Origin of the sequence: Pseudomonas sp. B21-056 (genome assembly GCF_026016325.1) — a bacterium.
Lineage (GTDB): Bacteria > Pseudomonadota > Gammaproteobacteria > Pseudomonadales > Pseudomonadaceae > Aquipseudomonas.
This window is the reverse complement of sequence record NZ_CP087203.1, coordinates 1,113,339-1,127,742: the sequence shown is the minus strand read 5'-3', so window position 1 is coordinate 1,127,742 and position 14,404 is coordinate 1,113,339. Positions and strand designations below refer to the sequence as shown.

At 58.0% G+C, this 14,404-nt stretch carries 17 protein-coding genes and 1 tRNA gene; 7 read left to right on the top strand and 11 right to left on the bottom strand.

All coding sequences use genetic code 11. The features are described 5' to 3' along the window. Positions 1-106: 106 nt before the first annotated feature. The gene (suhB, locus tag LOY67_RS04865) at positions 107-925 is read left to right on the top strand and encodes an inositol-phosphate phosphatase (protein WP_072388174.1); all 819 of its coding nucleotides are present in this window, start codon (positions 107-109) and stop codon (positions 923-925) included. A 240-nt stretch (positions 926-1,165) separates the two neighbouring features. On the opposite strand, the gene LOY67_RS04860 is transcribed toward suhB, so the two are convergent. The 6 genes from LOY67_RS04860 to queA form a co-directional block, all read right to left on the bottom strand. After that, positions 1,166-1,714 (bottom strand): glycine zipper 2TM domain-containing protein, encoded by a 549-nt coding sequence (locus LOY67_RS04860; protein ID WP_258631175.1) that lies wholly within the window; start codon positions 1,712-1,714, stop codon positions 1,166-1,168. A gap of 117 nt (positions 1,715-1,831) precedes the next feature. Next, complete coding sequence (gene secF / locus LOY67_RS04855; protein WP_265066181.1) at positions 1,832-2,746, bottom strand: protein translocase subunit SecF; 915 nt, start codon at positions 2,744-2,746, stop codon at positions 1,832-1,834. A gap of 9 nt (positions 2,747-2,755) precedes the next feature. Next, positions 2,756-4,624, bottom strand: coding sequence for a protein translocase subunit SecD (gene secD / locus LOY67_RS04850; RefSeq protein ID WP_265066180.1), 1,869 nt, complete (start codon positions 4,622-4,624; stop codon positions 2,756-2,758). Positions 4,625-4,689: 65 nt separating this feature from the next. After that, a complete protein-coding gene (yajC, locus tag LOY67_RS04845) occupies positions 4,690-5,025 on the bottom strand; it encodes a preprotein translocase subunit YajC (protein ID WP_024777037.1) in 336 nt (111 codons plus the stop codon). A gap of 43 nt (positions 5,026-5,068) precedes the next feature. Further along, positions 5,069-6,184 (bottom strand): tRNA guanosine(34) transglycosylase Tgt, encoded by a 1,116-nt coding sequence (tgt, locus tag LOY67_RS04840; RefSeq protein ID WP_162843649.1) that lies wholly within the window; start codon positions 6,182-6,184, stop codon positions 5,069-5,071. A gap of 14 nt (positions 6,185-6,198) precedes the next feature. After that, on the bottom strand, positions 6,199-7,248 hold the full coding sequence (gene queA / locus LOY67_RS04835) for a tRNA preQ1(34) S-adenosylmethionine ribosyltransferase-isomerase QueA (RefSeq protein ID WP_265066179.1): 1,050 nt from the start codon (positions 7,246-7,248) through the stop codon (positions 6,199-6,201). A gap of 108 nt (positions 7,249-7,356) precedes the next feature. On the opposite strand from queA, the gene LOY67_RS04830 reads away from it, so the two are divergent. Together LOY67_RS04830 and LOY67_RS04825 are read left to right on the top strand one after the other, a co-directional pair. Continuing rightward, positions 7,357-7,441, top strand: a tRNA-Leu gene (locus tag LOY67_RS04830). Positions 7,442-7,705: 264 nt separating this feature from the next. Further along, the gene (locus LOY67_RS04825) at positions 7,706-8,035 is read left to right on the top strand and encodes a hypothetical protein (RefSeq protein ID WP_265066178.1); all 330 of its coding nucleotides are present in this window, start codon (positions 7,706-7,708) and stop codon (positions 8,033-8,035) included. Positions 8,036-8,120: 85 nt separating this feature from the next. Here LOY67_RS04825 and LOY67_RS04820 read toward each other — a convergent pair whose 3' ends face one another. Next, positions 8,121-8,801, bottom strand: coding sequence for a glutathione S-transferase family protein (locus LOY67_RS04820; RefSeq protein WP_265066177.1), 681 nt, complete (start codon positions 8,799-8,801; stop codon positions 8,121-8,123). A gap of 147 nt (positions 8,802-8,948) precedes the next feature. After that, on the bottom strand, positions 8,949-9,695 hold the full coding sequence (locus tag LOY67_RS04815; RefSeq protein ID WP_265066176.1) for an SDR family oxidoreductase: 747 nt from the start codon (positions 9,693-9,695) through the stop codon (positions 8,949-8,951). A gap of 137 nt (positions 9,696-9,832) precedes the next feature. Between LOY67_RS04815 and LOY67_RS04810 the strand changes: the two genes are divergently transcribed. The 3 genes from LOY67_RS04810 (at position 9,833) to LOY67_RS04800 (ending at position 11,698) form a co-directional block, all read left to right on the top strand. Next, positions 9,833-10,735, top strand: coding sequence for a LysR family transcriptional regulator (locus LOY67_RS04810; RefSeq protein ID WP_265066175.1), 903 nt, complete (start codon positions 9,833-9,835; stop codon positions 10,733-10,735). A 90-nt stretch (positions 10,736-10,825) separates the two neighbouring features. Further along, the gene (locus tag LOY67_RS04805; RefSeq protein ID WP_265066174.1) at positions 10,826-10,984 is read left to right on the top strand and encodes a hypothetical protein; all 159 of its coding nucleotides are present in this window, start codon (positions 10,826-10,828) and stop codon (positions 10,982-10,984) included. Positions 10,985-11,068: 84 nt separating this feature from the next. Then, entirely contained in the window at positions 11,069-11,698 is a 630-nt protein-coding gene (locus LOY67_RS04800; RefSeq protein ID WP_265066173.1) for a DUF3885 domain-containing protein, read from the top strand. 38 nt (positions 11,699-11,736) lie between these two features. Here LOY67_RS04800 and LOY67_RS04795 read toward each other — a convergent pair whose 3' ends face one another. Together LOY67_RS04795 and LOY67_RS04790 are read right to left on the bottom strand one after the other, a co-directional pair. After that, entirely contained in the window at positions 11,737-12,063 is a 327-nt protein-coding gene (locus LOY67_RS04795) for a low molecular weight protein tyrosine phosphatase family protein (protein ID WP_265066172.1), read from the bottom strand. Beyond that, complete coding sequence (locus LOY67_RS04790) at positions 12,060-12,254, bottom strand: hypothetical protein (RefSeq protein WP_265066171.1); 195 nt, start codon at positions 12,252-12,254, stop codon at positions 12,060-12,062. Before LOY67_RS04790 ends, LOY67_RS04795 begins: the two co-directional genes overlap by 4 nt. 242 nt (positions 12,255-12,496) lie before the next feature. Here LOY67_RS04790 and LOY67_RS04785 point away from each other — a divergent pair, with 242 nt between their 5' ends. After that, a complete protein-coding gene (locus LOY67_RS04785; protein WP_265066170.1) occupies positions 12,497-13,303 on the top strand; it encodes a hypothetical protein in 807 nt (268 codons plus the stop codon). Between the two features lie 330 nt (positions 13,304-13,633). On the opposite strand, the gene LOY67_RS04780 is transcribed toward LOY67_RS04785, so the two are convergent. After that, complete coding sequence (locus LOY67_RS04780; protein ID WP_265066169.1) at positions 13,634-14,347, bottom strand: hypothetical protein; 714 nt, start codon at positions 14,345-14,347, stop codon at positions 13,634-13,636. Positions 14,348-14,404: the final 57 nt, after the last annotated feature.

Sequence of the window (14,404 nt, the reverse complement as noted above, 5' to 3'; positions counted from 1 at the left end):
ACCTAAGCACCTACCGTTAAGCTATGAAAGCGAACGCCAACCTTCTCCTCGGAAAACTTTCTGATAGAATGCCCGGCTTTCTTTAACAACCTTAGGTGACACATCCATGCAGCCCATGCTGAATATCGCGCTGCGCGCCGCCCGCAGCGCCAGTGAACTGATCTTCCGCTCCATCGAGCGCCTGGATACCATCAAGGTCGATGAAAAAGATGCCAAGGACTACGTGTCCGAGGTTGATCGTGCCGCCGAACAGAAAATCGTCGATGCCCTGCGCAAGGCTTACCCGAACCACTCGATCATGGGTGAAGAGACCGGTATGCACGCCGGCACCGGCATCGAAGGTGAAGAATACCTGTGGATCATCGATCCGCTGGACGGCACCACCAACTTCCTGCGCGGCATTCCTCATTTCGCCGTCAGCATCGCCTGCAAATACCGTGGCCGCCTGGAACATGCCGTTGTGCTGGATCCGGTTCGCCAGGAAGAATTCACCGCCAGCCGTGGCCGTGGCGCCCAACTGAATGGTCGTCGCCTGCGCGTCAGCGGCCGCACCAGCCTGGACGGCGCCCTGCTGGGTACCGGCTTCCCGTTCCGCGATGACCAGATGGACAACCTGGACAACTACCTGGGCATGTTCCGCGCCCTGGTCGGCCAGACCGCCGGCATCCGCCGCGCCGGCGCGGCGAGCCTGGACCTGGCTTACGTGGCCGCTGGCCGTTTCGATGCATTCTGGGAGTCGGGCCTGTCCGAGTGGGACATGGCAGCGGGCGCCCTGTTGATCCAGGAAGCGGGTGGTCTGGTCAGCGACTTCACCGGCGGCCACGACTTCCTTGAAAAAGGCCACATCGTTGCCGGCAACACCAAATGCTTCAAGGCTGTGTTGACCGCCATCCAGCCACATCTGCCGGCTTCGCTGAAACGCTAAGCACCCCGGCTAATGAGAAAAGCACCTTTAGAGGTGCTTTTTTTATGCCCGGATTCTGCCCCCCCCTGAAAGCAACAAACTGTGGGAGCGAGCCTGCTCGCGATGAGGTCGGCACATCCAATATCTCTGCAAGCCGAACCGGCGCCATCGCGAGCAAGCTCGCTCCCACAGGGGTGGTGGTGAGCATCAAAAGCCGGGCATAAAAAAGCACCCGAAGGGTGCTTTTTTAGATCATTCAGATCACTGCGCCGGCTGGTTCTGGCCCAGGATCAGTTGGCCTTCCTTGCTCACCGGGATCTGGTTACCCGGGTCGCGATCCATGCGGACCTTGCCTTCCTTGCCGTCGAGCATGTAGCGCACGTCGTAGCCGACCACTTTGTCGCTGATGTCATTGACGGTGTTGCAGCGAGTTTGCGTGGTGGTGTAAGTGTCGCGTTCCTGCATGCCTTCCTGGATCTTGTTACCGGCGTAACCACCACCAGCCGCACCCGCCACGGTGGCGATTTTCTTGCCGGTGCCGCCGCCGATCTGGTTACCCAACAGGCCACCGGCCACGGCGCCCAGCACGGTACCGGCGATCTGATGTTGATCCTGGACCGGCTTCTGCCGGGTCACGGTGACGTCCTTGCAGACTTCACGCGGGGTCTTGATCTGGGTCTTGACCGGTTCCACGGCCAATACCTGCGCATACTCAGGACCACTTTTCACCAAGCTGTAGGTGGCGACCGCACCACCGGCAGTGACACCGACAGCACCCAATACCGCACCAACCAGCATCGATTTGTTCACTTGAACCTCCTGGCCATCACCTGCGGAATAATCCGCGCTTCTCCCAGCCTTGGAGCATAAAAAAAGGCGCGAGTTCAACTCGCGCCTTTTCAGCGGTGACGGACGGAGTGACAAGCCTTACGGGCGGTCGTCCACTTCCGTTTCGGTGGCCGCCGGAGGAATCAGGTCCTCGGTGTTCAGGTTCAGCCAGATCAGCACCACGTTGGCGATGTAGATCGACGAGTAGGTACCCGCCAATACACCGACAAACAGCGCAATGGAGAAACCGAACAGGTTGTCGCCACCAAAGAACAGCAGCGCGGCAATCGCCAGCAAGGTGGAGATCGACGTCGCCATGGTCCGCAGCAGGGTCTGGGTGGTCGAGATGTTGATGTTCTCGATCAACGATGCCTTGCGCAGCACACGGAAGTTCTCACGCACCCGGTCGAACACCACGATGGTGTCGTTGAGCGAGTAGCCGATGATCGCCAGCACCGCCGCCAGCACCGTCAGGTCGAAGGTGATCTGGAAGAACGACAGGATGCCCATGGTCACGACCACGTCGTGGATCAGCGAGACAATCGCGCCCACCGCGAACTTCCACTGAAAGCGGAAGGCCAGGTAGATCAGGATGCCGCCCAGCGCCATCAGCATGCCGAGGCCGCCCTGGTCGCGCAGCTCTTCACCCACTTGCGGCCCCACGAACTCGACACGCTTGACCTGCGCCGGGTTGTCGCCGCCGGCCTTCTGCAGAGCTTCGGCGACCTGGTGACCCAACTGTGGATCTTCACCCGGCATGCGCACCAGCAAATCGGTGGTTGCACCGAAGCTCTGCACCACGGCTTCGTGGTAGCCGGACGTTGTCAGTTGCTCACGCACCTTGGTCACGTCGGCCGGACGCTCGTAGGTCAGCTCGATGAGCGTACCGCCCGTGAAGTCCAGGCCGTAGTTCAGCCCCTTGTGGAACCAGCTGAACAACGCCAGCGCAGTGAGGAACAATGTGACGCCGAACGCGAAGTTGCGAACGCCCATGAAGTTGATTGTACGTAACATGGCAGCCCCTTAAATCCACAACTTCTTGAAGTCACGACCGCCAAAGATCAGGTTGACCATTGCGCGGGTCACCATGATGGCTGTGAACATCGAGGTAAAGATCCCGAGGGACATGGTCACTGCAAAGCCCTTGACCGGGCCGGTGCCCATGGCGAAGAGGATCCCGCCCACCAGCAACGTGGTCAGGTTGGCATCGAGGATCGCGGTGAATGCCCGGCCGAAGCCTTCGTTGATTGCCCGCTGGATCGACATGCCCGCGGCGATCTCTTCACGTATCCGCGAGAAGATCAGCACGTTGGCGTCCACCGCCATACCCATGGTCAACACGATACCGGCGATACCCGGCAGGGTCAGCGTAGCGCCCAGCAGCGACATCAGGGCCAGCAGCATCACCATGTTCACCGCCAGCGCGACGGTGGCGATGATGCCGAAGAAGCGGTAGATGGCGATGATGAACAGCGACACGAACAGCATGCCCCACAGCGACGCGTCGATACCCTTGGTGATGTTGTCCGCCCCCAGGCTCGGGCCGATGGTGCGTTCTTCAGCGAAGTACATCGGTGCGGCCAGGCCACCGGCACGCAGCAACAGCGCCAGCTCGGAGGATTCACCCTGGCCGTTCAGGCCGGTGATGCGGAACTGGCTACCCAGGGGCGACTGGATGGTCGCCAGACTGATGATCTTCTTCTCTTCCTTGAACGCCTGCACCGCGACGTCTTTCTCGACGCCGTTGACCACCTGCTTGGTGTAAGTGGTGATCGGCTTCTGCTCGATGAAGATCACCGCCATGCTGCGACCGACGTTGCTGCGCGTGGCGCGGCTCATCAGTTCGCCGCCGTGGCCGTCGAGGTGGATGTTCACCTGTGGACGACCGTGCTCGTCGAAGCTCGCCTTGGCGTCGGTGACCTGGTCACCAGTGATGATCAGGCCGCGCTCGATCTGCGCCGCCGGGCGGTTGCCCTCACGGAACTCGAAGCTCTCGGAAGTGGCCTTGGACGCACCCGGCTCAGCCGCGAGGCGGAACTCCAGGTTGGCGGTCTTGCCGAGGATACGCTTGGCTTCGGCGGTGTCCTGCACACCCGGCAGCTCGACCACGATGCGGTTGGCGCCCTGGCGCTGCACGATCGGCTCGGCCACGCCCAGCTCGTTGACCCGGTTACGCACGGTGGTCAAGTTCTGCTTGATGGAGTATTCGCGGATTTCCGCCAGCTTGGCCGGGGTCATCGCCAGACGCAGCACCGCCTGACCATTGAGGTCGGCCGGCACAATGTCGAAATCGTTGAAGGTCTTGCGGATCAGTGCACGGGCCTGCTCGCGGGTATCTTCATCGCTGAAGCCCAGCTGGATAGCACCGTTGAAGGCCGGCAGGCTGCGATAGCGCACGCGCTCTTTACGCAACAGGCTCTTGACGTCGCCTTCGTAGACTTTCATCCGCGCGTCGAGGGCTTTTTCCATGTCCACTTCCAGCAGGAAGTGCACACCGCCGGACAAGTCCAGACCCAGCTTCATCGGATGCGCGCCGAATTTGCGCAGCCATTGTGGCGTGGTCTGGGCCAGGTTCAGGGCCACAACATATTCGTCGCCCAACGCCTTGCGCACCACGTCCTTGGCCGGCAGCTGGTCTTCAGCCTTGACCAGGCGCAACAGGCCGCCCTTGCCGTTTTCGGCAACAGACGCAGCCTTGACTTCGATACCGGAGGTCTTGAGGGCCGCGCTCGCACGGTCCAGATCCGCCTGGGTGACCTGCAAGGCAGTGCTTGCGCCACTGACCTGAATGGCCGGGTCATCCGGGTAGAGGTTGGGAGCGGAATAAATCAGACCGACCGCCAGCACCGCCAGGATCAGTACATATTTCCACAGAGGGTATTTGTTCAGCATCACGCCGCCCGCTTATGACGCGGGGCGCCTTGCGCGCCCCGTCGATTGAAGAGATGTTTGAAACCTTAGATCGCTTTCAGCGTGCCTTTTGGCAACGTGGCCGCGATAGCGCCCTTCTGGAACTTCATTTCAACAGTGTCGGACACTTCCAGGACCACGAAGTCATCGGCCACTTTGGTGATCTTGCCGGCGATACCGCCAGTGGTCACCACTTCGTCGCCCTTCTGCAGGCTGCCGAGCAGGTTCTTCTGCTCTTTGGCGCGCTTGGCCTGTGGACGCCAGATCATCAGGTAGAAGATGACCAGGAAGCCGACCAGGAAAATCCACTCGAAACCGCCACCCATAGGCGCGGCTGCGGGAGCAGCGGCATCAGCCATGGCGTTAGAGATAAAAAAGCTCATTTAGCACTCCAGTTGCAAGTATTGAATCTTAGGATCGGAAAACTCAGTCCAAGGGCGGAACAGGCAACCCGCGCTTGGCATAGAAGGCCTCGACGAAGGCGGCCAATGTACCCTGTTGAATAGCCTCGCGCAAACCAGCCATAAGTACCTGGTAATGGCGCAAATTGTGGATCGTATTCAACATGCTACCGAGCATTTCGCCGCACTTGTCCAAATGATGCAGATAAGCGCGAGAGAAGTTCTTGCACGTGTAGCAGTCGCAGGTCGGATCCAGCGGCGAATCATCATGGCGATGGAACGCGTTACGGATCTTCAGCACGCCCGTGTCGATGAACAGATGCCCATTGCGGGCATTACGGGTTGGCATCACGCAATCGAACATGTCCACCCCGCGGCGCACACCCTCAACCAGATCCTCCGGTTTGCCAACGCCCATAAGGTAACGAGGTTTGTCAGCGGGCATCTGGCCCGGCAGATAATCCAGCACCTTGATCATCTCGTGCTTGGGCTCGCCCACCGACAGGCCGCCAATCGCCAGGCCGTCGAAGCCGATCTTGTCCAGGCCTTCGAGGGAGCGCATGCGCAGGTCCTGGTGCATGCCGCCCTGGACGATGCCGAACAGCGCCGCGGTGTTGTCGCCATGGGCGTTCTTGGAGCGCTGGGCCCAGCGCAACGACAGCTCCATGGACACCCGGGCGACGTCTTCATCGGCCGGGTACGGGGTGCATTCGTCAAAAATCATCACGATGTCCGAGCCCAGGTCGCGCTGGACCTGCATCGACTCTTCCGGTCCCATGAACACCTTGGAACCGTCCACCGGCGAGGCGAAGGTCACGCCCTCCTCCTTGATTTTGCGCATCGCGCCCAGGCTGAACACCTGGAAACCGCCGGAGTCGGTCAGGATCGGGCCTTTCCACTGCATGAAATCGTGCAGGTCGCCGTGGGCCTTGATCACTTCCATGCCCGGGCGCAGCCACAGGTGGAAGGTGTTGCCCAGGATGATCTCCGCGCCGATGGCCTCGATGTCCCGTGGCAGCATGCCCTTGACCGTGCCATAGGTGCCCACCGGCATGAACGCCGGGGTTTCCACCGTACCGCGTGGAAAGGTCAGGCGACCGCGACGCGCCTTGCCATCGGTGGCGAGCAACTCGAAGGACATGCGACAGGTGCGACTCATACTGTTTCCTCGGGCCCGCGTGGCGCGGGGTTACGGGTGATGAACATCGCATCACCGTAGCTGAAAAAGCGGTAACCATGCTCGACGGCGGCCTTGTAGGCGGCCATGGCTTCGGGATAACCGGCGAATGCCGAAACCAGCATCAACAGCGTGGACTCGGGCAAATGGAAATTGGTAACCAGGGCATCGACCACATGGAACGGCCGGCCCGGGTAGATAAAGATATCGGTGTCACCACTGAACGGCTTTAGCACGCCATCGCGGGCGGCGCTTTCCAAGGACCGCACACTGGTGGTCCCCACCGCCACCACCCGACCGCCGCGGGCGCGACAAGCCGCCACGGCGTCGACCACTGCCTGGCTCACTTCCAGCCATTCGCTGTGCATGTGGTGATCTTCGATGCGCTCCACCCGCACCGGCTGGAACGTACCGGCGCCGACGTGCAGCGTCACGAACGTGGTCTCGACGCCCTTGGCGGCAATCGCCTCCAGCAACGATTCATCGAAATGCAGCCCCGCCGTCGGCGCCGCCACCGCCCCCAGGCGCTCGGCGTACACGGTCTGGTAGCGCTCGCGGTCCGAACCTTCGTCCGGGCGATCTATATAAGGAGGCAACGGCATGTGCCCGACACGGTCGAGCAGCGGCAACACCTCTTCGGCAAACTCCAGCTCGAACAACGCCTCATGCCGCGCCACCATCCGCGCCTCGCCCCCGCCGTCGATCAAGATCGACGACCCCGGCTTGGGCGACTTGCTGGAGCGCACATGGGCCAGCACACGGTGACTGTCCAGCACCCGCTCCACCAGAATCTCCAGCTTGCCGCCGGAGGCCTTCTGGCCAAACAACCGTGCCGGAATCACCCGGGTATTGTTGAACACCATCAAATCGCCCGGGCGCAAATGCTCAAGCAAATCAGTGAATTGACGGTGAGCCATGACACCGCTGACCCCATCCAGGGTCAACAGTCGGCTGGCGCGACGCTCGGCCAGAGGGTGGCGAGCAATCAGCGAATCCGGGAGTTCAAAAGTAAAGTCAGCAACACGCATGATGGGGTTCGTCTAGCAGGGCCGGAAAGTCTAGCGGAAATATCAAAAATTGACCATGAAACGTGATTGACCAACGGTAGGCACCTCTCTATACTTCGCCGCCATTGAGCCCTGATGGCGGAATTGGTAGACGCGGCGGATTCAAAATCCGTTTTCGAAAGGAGTGGGAGTTCGAGTCTCCCTCGGGGCACCATCTTAAAGAAAGACCTTGAAATTCAAGGTCTTTTTTTTCGTCTGCAGGAAAGTCACCCGATCCATTTGTGGCGAGGGGATTTATCCCCGCCGGGTCGCGAAGCGGCCCCAAATACCAAACCTGTGGCAAGGAAGAACCTGTGGCGAGGGAGCTTGCTCCCGCTTGAGCGCGAAGCGCTCACAAAAATGTCACTGCCCCCACCGATGCTCTGCCTTGCAACGCCCTGTTGACTCATCCTCACCCGCTTACAAAGGACTTCACCCCATGGAATTGCTGCTGGAAACGGTCGCTCTTTACTCGCTGAAGCTGGCTTATGAGACGGAGGGCCACAGCCCGATTCTGCGGGATGACCACCTGATGGCGGACTATGAGCGGGAGGTCTTTGGGTTATTGGTCCGGCGTGGGGATGTGGTTGGGATTAAGGGAAAGATCCAGCGATGCCTGGGGTTGGCGCTGGAGGCGGTTGGAGGTGTCGATACGGTGCTAGGCAACGAGCTGCAGCGGCTGACCGCAGAACTTCACACCGCGCAAACGACGGAACAGTTCAGAGCACCGCTCAGCGCGCTAAAGGACTATCTGAAAGATATTCAATGAAGGAGTGATCCGCCGCGACAACGATCGTTCCCACGCTCCGCGTCGCCTGCTGATCACCCTGGCAGCGACGCGATCGCATCGGCATTCAGCTTTCCATCGCAGTAGCCAGGAGTGCGCGCGCCTCCTGCAAGTGCTTGCGGAACCGGATGGCATAGTCCTGTGCAACTGCCGCCTGAACGCTGGAGCGGTCGGCCAGCGCACGACGCCAATCAGCCACTCGATGCAATCCATCGAACAACCGATGATCAGGCTCGAAACCCAGTATGTCGAAGTAGCGAAAAACTGGAGCCACGGCAATATCGACCATGCTGAGCCTCTCGCCGGCGAAGTAAGGGCCATCCAATATTTCACCGTCGAATCGTTCCAGCTTTGCTCTCAACGCGGCAGATTTGCCAAGGGCTGCCTGCTGGTCGGTGGCGTTCAAAAATCCCCATGCATCCGCCAACATGGCAGAGGCGAATTCGATCCATGCACGGTGTCGTGCTCGGATCAACGCATTCATTGGATGCAGCGCAGGGTCCGGGTAGACCTCCTCCAGGTATTCGCAAATGGCGACACTCTCGAATAGAACGGACTCGCCTTCATTGCCGTCTGGAACCTTGAGCAGCGGAACCTTACCAGCTGGCGACATCACCAGAAACCAGTCCGGCCTGTCGCGAAGATCGACATCGATACGCTCAAAGGCAATACCTTTTTCGAGCAACACGATGGCCACTCGCTGAACGAATGGGCACAACGGATGGCTGACGAGTGTGAACTGTGACATAGGAATAAACCCACTGAAAAATCAAAGCCCGCCGCCACGAAAAGAGACGGGCCGTATGGAAGCGATGTCCGTGACGTCAAGAAAGCCTGAGTTGCAACCAGCTCTCCATAAAAGGGCAGGAGACGTTTCTTCGCGTGTTGTCGCCAGCTAGAGCGAACGGCCACCGTCGACGATGAGTTCCGAGCCCACCGTCCATCGCGACTCGTCTGATGCCAGGTACAGCACGGCCTTGGCCACTTCCTCGGGCGTACCGAACCGGCCGAATGGAATGGTCGCAGCGATATCCTGGTTGACCTGTTCGCGATAGGCATCGGGAATACCGAGCTTGTCGTAAAGCGGCGTATCGATCGGGCCAGGACTGACCGCATTGACGCGAATACCACGGGGGAGCAGTTCGCTCGAAAGCGTCTTCGACATGTTCAGGAACGCGGCCTTGGTCGCGCCATAAACCGATGAGCGCGCGTCGCCGAGGTGTGCACTAACCGAAGTATTGAGTACCACCGAGGCGGGGTTCGCGAAGACCGGTAGCAATGCCTGGATCAGGAAGTACGGCCCCTTGACGTTAATGTCGAAGGAGCGATCGAACATTTCTTCCGTCCACTCTTCGATCGGCAGCCAGACGGATACGCCTGCATTGAGGAAGACTGCATCGAGTTGGCCATAGTGAGCCTGAACGGCCTGCGCCAGCTCCTTCTGCGCAGCGATGCTGGCCGAGTCGGCACGCAATACCAATACTTCGCTTCCCAGCTCCACCTGAGCCTTTGCGATGGAGTCCGGGTTGACGCCGGTAACGATCACGCGGGCGCCTTCGGCGAGGAACTGCTTAGCCGTTTCCAGGCCAATACCACTGGTGCCGCCGGTGATGAGGGTGCGTTTGCCTTGCAATCGGGACATGTAAATCTCCTTTTCGGTTTTCACGGTCAGTCGATAGACTGACCTGCCTGAGGAAACTATGTATCCATACCCGTGCATTGATAAGATGGCCTATTCGAATACATTTCATGCCGATACAGCATGAATTAGAGGGCCCGATGGATCGACTACTGCTGATGACCTGTTTTGCTCGCACCGTCGAGACAGGAAGCTTCTCGGCTGCGGGGCGTGACCTGGGGCTGGGGCAGCCCAACGTCAGCCGCTATGTGGCGACGCTGGAAGATCATTTGCAAACCCGGTTGCTGCACCGAACCACACGAAAGCTTGCCCTCACCCCCGAAGGAGAACGTTACTACGCAGATGCCCGGCGCATTCTCGACGCCGTGGAGGAATCAGAATCGTCCTTCAGGGAGAGCGTCGCCCCGTCCGGATTGCTGCGAGTCGCCTGCCCCACCGCGCTGGCCCACGCATTCGTGGTGCCGCATGTCTCCACCTTCCTGGAGCGCTACCCAGAGTTGACGCTCGACCTGCAGATCAATGATCGCTACGTGAATCTGGTCGACGAAGGGGCTGAACTGGCGATCCGCATCGGGCACCTGGAAGACAGCACAATGCGCGCCCGGCCTCTGGGCTGGTTCGAACGTGTATGCGTCGCCAGCAACGGATACCTGGCCAAACACGGAATCCCCACGACACCCAATGACCTGAGAACGCACGACTGCCTGATCTATACCCTGCTGTCGACAGGCACCACATGGCGCTTCCGGGATATCGATGTTCCCGTTTCCGGCAGGCTTCGGGTCAGCTCACCTGAAGCCATACGCGAGTGTGTAAACGCGGGACTGGGGATCGCGCACGGGCCTGAATGGCTTTACGAGGAAGGGTTGAAAAATGGCAATCTGCGGGTGTTGCTGAGGGAGTACGCAGCGCCGGCTGTCCCCGTTCAAGTCATCTACGTTGCTGACCGGCTTCTTCCTAAGAGGGCGATTGTATTTATGGATTTTATTGCCGAGGTGTTTGCGAAGAGTTCTGCGTTTAGGGATCGGCCTGGGGGAGCGTAGTTATGCTCCGGCGTGGTAATGCATCCTGCGACGCTTTGCATTGCAGCCTCTAAAGGCGTACACAGACCAACCCCTTTTTGCAGGTAACTCATGGACGACATCATCGCAGCGATAGGCAGTTGGCTGACCGAAACTCATGAGGCGAGACGACGGATGGTGAGCAACCTGGAAATGCTCTTCTGGATTGCCACCGCAATTGTCGGAGCGCTCGCCGCGAAGGAATACGCTGCGAAACGTAAGGCGATGTAGTCGATCCAATATCTAAGACGCCGTAAACTCCCGTCGCACCACCCAAAACATGGAAACTGTTAAGGCGCTGCCAAGGACACACACGTGAATCTACAAATCGAGATCGAGCGAATCTTTGGCCGCAACACCTTCGCCAGACCACTGTTCTATTCCTACCCTGGCGGGTTGCGTTTCGAACTCTCCGAGCCCGGCGGAGTAATCGATCAGTTTCTAAGCGCGCTCCGCAAAGCGACGAGAATATGTAACGACATCTTCCACGGCGAAGATGAACTCGTCGTCTGTCTACGCGCCTACTCCGACGGAAGCCATTACATCCACAGGCCAGAGCTTCGCGCATTGCGGTCCGCCGGAATATCCATTCCTTCTACGCGTTCAATCTGGCGTGAAGATATAGCTGTTGACGATTGGTATAGCGAAGATCAGCCCGAGTATTGGATTAATGTTGCTTTCAAACTCCCCTGCTCCCGTCTTGAGACACTACTTTGGGGAGCGCTGGCCAAAGACTTAGCTCCGATCCAACCGCAATTTCACTGCATTTTGTATCTTTTCAACTTGCCGCAGGGCGTTATGGCCCTCCCCTATGACGACAGAGGCATGGATGTCGTTGGACCTAACGAAACGCTACTCAGGCAGCTGTACTGTCAGCATCAAGAATATTTACTGGATTACGACCGCGCAGAAATGGATAGCACGTTTGCGACCTGCCAACGCTGAGGTAACCACGCAAAGGCACGGACACTGCTCGACGGAGCCTAGGCAGCAAGGTACGTCATCACCGCTCGCTCAAGCATATCCACCAGCTCAGGATCCATGTAGCGATAGTCATCGGGAATATCCAGAACATGCAGCCGCTTGTGCTCAAGCAGCCGAGCGTACTCTGCCCGTAGACGATGCTCGTGCTTGCGCTCCATCACAAAAATGACATCGGCCCAACGGATGTCCGCCGGGCCGATAGGTTTGCGTGCGTTCGAGCTGGTGCCAGCCGAACTAGCGCTGAAGCCAGGACGTCGACGCCAGCTCGCCTCCCCGGTAGGGCTGCGCCATTGATTGCGACTGCAAACGAACAGCAGATTAATCACTCTTGATCCAACAGTTGGCGGGTGGTTCGAATGGGATAGCTCATACCGAGCTGACGCGCCCGGTGCAGCTTGTCGGCGCGGGTGTAGATCAGCTTCCAATTCTTTTCTGGCTTGGAGTTCTGCGGGTTAATCGCTTCGCGCCCATTGTGCTTGCGGGACTGTGCACGTCTCCAGCTACGGGTTCTTTCCATGATTGTTTCCTCGTGAATACCGGGTTCAGCAGCCGCGGTAATACGAGGTGGCGGGATGGTAAGCGTGAGTTGGGGTTGTGGCTAGTGTGGGTGGGGTCCGTAATGACTATGCCGACCCTGCGCCCCCCCCAGCAGGCAAATCGTGGCCTTTACAATCAACACGACCATGGGGGAGTGGCTCAAAGCCATCGCCAACTCAGTGAGTTTCTGGTATCTATTTGGATCCAATCAGGAGGCCTTGCATGGATACCGCTTTTTGCACCTTAAACAGAACTGAATACACTGGCCCCCAATTTGCTGCGCTTCCCGATGCGCAACGAGCCCAGTACCGTCGTTATCTCGTTTGTGTCAAATGTGAAACCACTGCCTATTTCCGTAAGGAAGCCAAGAGTGGTCAAGGTCCGTGTTTTGGGGCAAGGCCGCACGCTAATTGCCCACTGGCAACACCGGAGTCTGTCCGGGGCGTTGGTGGTGGTGGCGAACAGGATATTTTGCACAACCCTGGCACTCGGATCGTCATCGACGAGGCTCAGGGGGGCGGACCGGTTGTTAATGGCGAGCCTGGCGGCAGGGGGGGAGCAGGAAGCAGCGGTGGACGGTTCACTGGGACAGGCTCTCGTCAGAACGCCGTTTCGCATCGTAGACTTCGTCCTTTGCTCAAAAATCTGATTTACTCCGTCGCCTTCCGCACCTCAGATATTTATGTAGAGTTGCCAGGACGAGGTGCCTGGCCAGCGCGTGATTTGTTCGTTAATTTTTCCGACGTCAGCAAATGCCGATCACAGACGCTCTATGGTTTTTGGGGAGTGATATATGATACCGGAACTGGCTATGACGACTCCTTATGGATAAATACTGGCGATCGTGAAGTTGTCAGCATTGTGATTGATCCAGACTCCGTTCAACCTTTCTTGACCCGCCACAAAATTGCGGTCGGCCAGTTGGATGGCTCGCATATATTAGTGTTTGGCACCATCTCAAAGTCTGGTAATGGCAAGCAATACATCAAACCTGCAAGCATAGAGCTGACAGCATTGAACGATGACTGACTTGGAACTATGCCTCGCCTAGATGCGAGGCAATAGCCGAGCTAGGATTAAATCTTAAATCACCCTGAAATATACCGCGCGCACGGTTCGCGGCACCGTGCGCCTCCATAGACGCAGACCTTATGAAAAGGGGACATATGAAGAGGTATGGAAAAGGGACGAATTAATTTTCAGCCACAAAGAAGTAGATGCGTTCCTTTTATCCTTAGGTTGGATACTCCGGCATGTACAAAATCCATCCGTCGCTGAAAAGACTATCGACTTCAAAGGCAGACGACAAGCCGCTTGGGGTCGATAGCACCCTACAGTCCTAACACCAAGTTTAAGCACTCATAACTGAGCATAGGTGGTGTAAAAATCATCGAGTGCTTGGCTTACTTTGTATTGAAGCATCAACGATGCAGATAACTTCACCATCACTTCGAATAGAACGTGCCCTGATTGGATTTCACATTGCCCAACACAACGCCCGGCATATTCGCCAGGCTCGTATGCGTAGATAGTGTAGAAAACCCTGCCAGACTCTCGATTCAGCCCTGCCGTGATACGATTTACAAGGTTCTCCGGAGCAGCGGGGTCTGGAAGTGAAAACTCCAAAACGTCATCGAACGGAATGAACATAGCCGAGGCGGACATCACAAAAAGACTTGCGATGTCCAACGCCTCCTCAACCTCTTTAAGGTCAGGCGTTGCGTACTCGTGTTCAAGAATATTCCGCATATCGACGACTTTGCGCAGCAGTCTCGGTGCCAATAGCCCAAGCGCCCTGAGTCGCTCGATCTTCTTCGGCACGTTCCATCTAAGTGAGGGATAACCAAACGAGATCAGCAACTGATCAAGCTGACCGACGATGGCACGTTTTACATTAGTCGTTGCATTGACAAGAGCCGCTAAACCGCCCCGGTCAAAATCATCCTCTGCTAAGGTCAAAAACTCGATTGGTGAGGTCTTGAGCTCCATCATTCCAAAATCACCACCTCCCGATGCTACCGCACATTTGCTCATATCAAATCCATGAGCGAGGCAAAACTCTTTGATGTCCATCTCACACCTCTTCGAGTTGGCGGCTAGTACAGCAGAAAATAGCGTACCAGCGACGCA